The sequence below is a fragment of the Clostridium yunnanense genome, assembly GCF_016595795.1.
Taxonomy (GTDB): Bacteria; Bacillota; Clostridia; order Clostridiales; family Clostridiaceae; genus Clostridium_AR; species Clostridium_AR yunnanense.
The window spans coordinates 1-608 of record NZ_JAENHN010000036.1 but is presented as its reverse complement, the minus strand read 5'-3'; the positions used below and the strand labels follow the sequence as shown (position 1 = coordinate 608).

At 50.2% G+C, this 608-nt stretch carries 7 tRNA genes; all 7 read right to left on the bottom strand.

The annotated features are described in order from the left end of the window. Positions 1-2: 2 nt before the first annotated feature. Positions 3-76: transfer RNA gene (locus tag JHL18_RS11485), tRNA-Gly, on the bottom strand. Between the two features lie 5 nt (positions 77-81). Next, positions 82-156: transfer RNA gene (locus JHL18_RS11480), tRNA-Gly, on the bottom strand. Positions 157-161: 5 nt separating this feature from the next. Further along, positions 162-245, bottom strand: a tRNA-Leu gene (locus JHL18_RS11475). 19 nt (positions 246-264) lie between these two features. Then, positions 265-340 (bottom strand) — tRNA-Lys (locus tag JHL18_RS11470). Positions 341-343: 3 nt separating this feature from the next. After that, positions 344-418 (bottom strand) — tRNA-Gln (locus JHL18_RS11465). A 14-nt stretch (positions 419-432) separates the two neighbouring features. Beyond that, positions 433-508, bottom strand: a tRNA-His gene (locus JHL18_RS11460). A gap of 6 nt (positions 509-514) precedes the next feature. Next, positions 515-590, bottom strand: a tRNA-Lys gene (locus JHL18_RS11455). Between the last annotated feature and the right edge of the window lie 18 nt (positions 591-608).

The window sequence follows — 608 nt, the reverse complement described above, 5'->3', positions numbered from 1 at the left end:
TATGGAGCGGGTAGTGGGAGTCGAACCCACCTTTTCAGCTTGGAAGGCTGGAGTATTACCGATATACGATACCCGCATATTTGGAGCGGAAGACGGGACTCGAACCCGCGACCTTCACCTTGGCAAGGTGACACTCTACCATTGAGTCACTTCCGCTTGATTGGTGCAGATGAAGGGAGTCGAACCCCCACGCCGTAGGCGCTAGATCCTAAGTCTAGTGCGTCTGCCAATTCCGCCACATCTGCATCTTATCATTTATTAAATTGGTGGCTTACCGGGGAATCGAACCCCGGACACCATGATTAAAAGTCATGTGCTCTACCGACTGAGCTAGTAAACCAATTGGCTGGGATAGCAGGATTCGAACCTACGAATGATGGAGTCAAAGTCCATTGCCTTACCGCTTGGCGACATCCCAATAAAAATTTAATATGGGGTGAACGATGGGATTCGAACCCACGACAACCAGAGCCACAATCTGGTGCTCTACCAACTGAACTACGTCCACCATATTTGGTGCGCCATCAGGGACTCGAACCCAAGACACCCTGATTAAGAGTCAGGTGCTCTACCAACTGAGCTAATGGCGCATAATGGTGCGTCTTAAG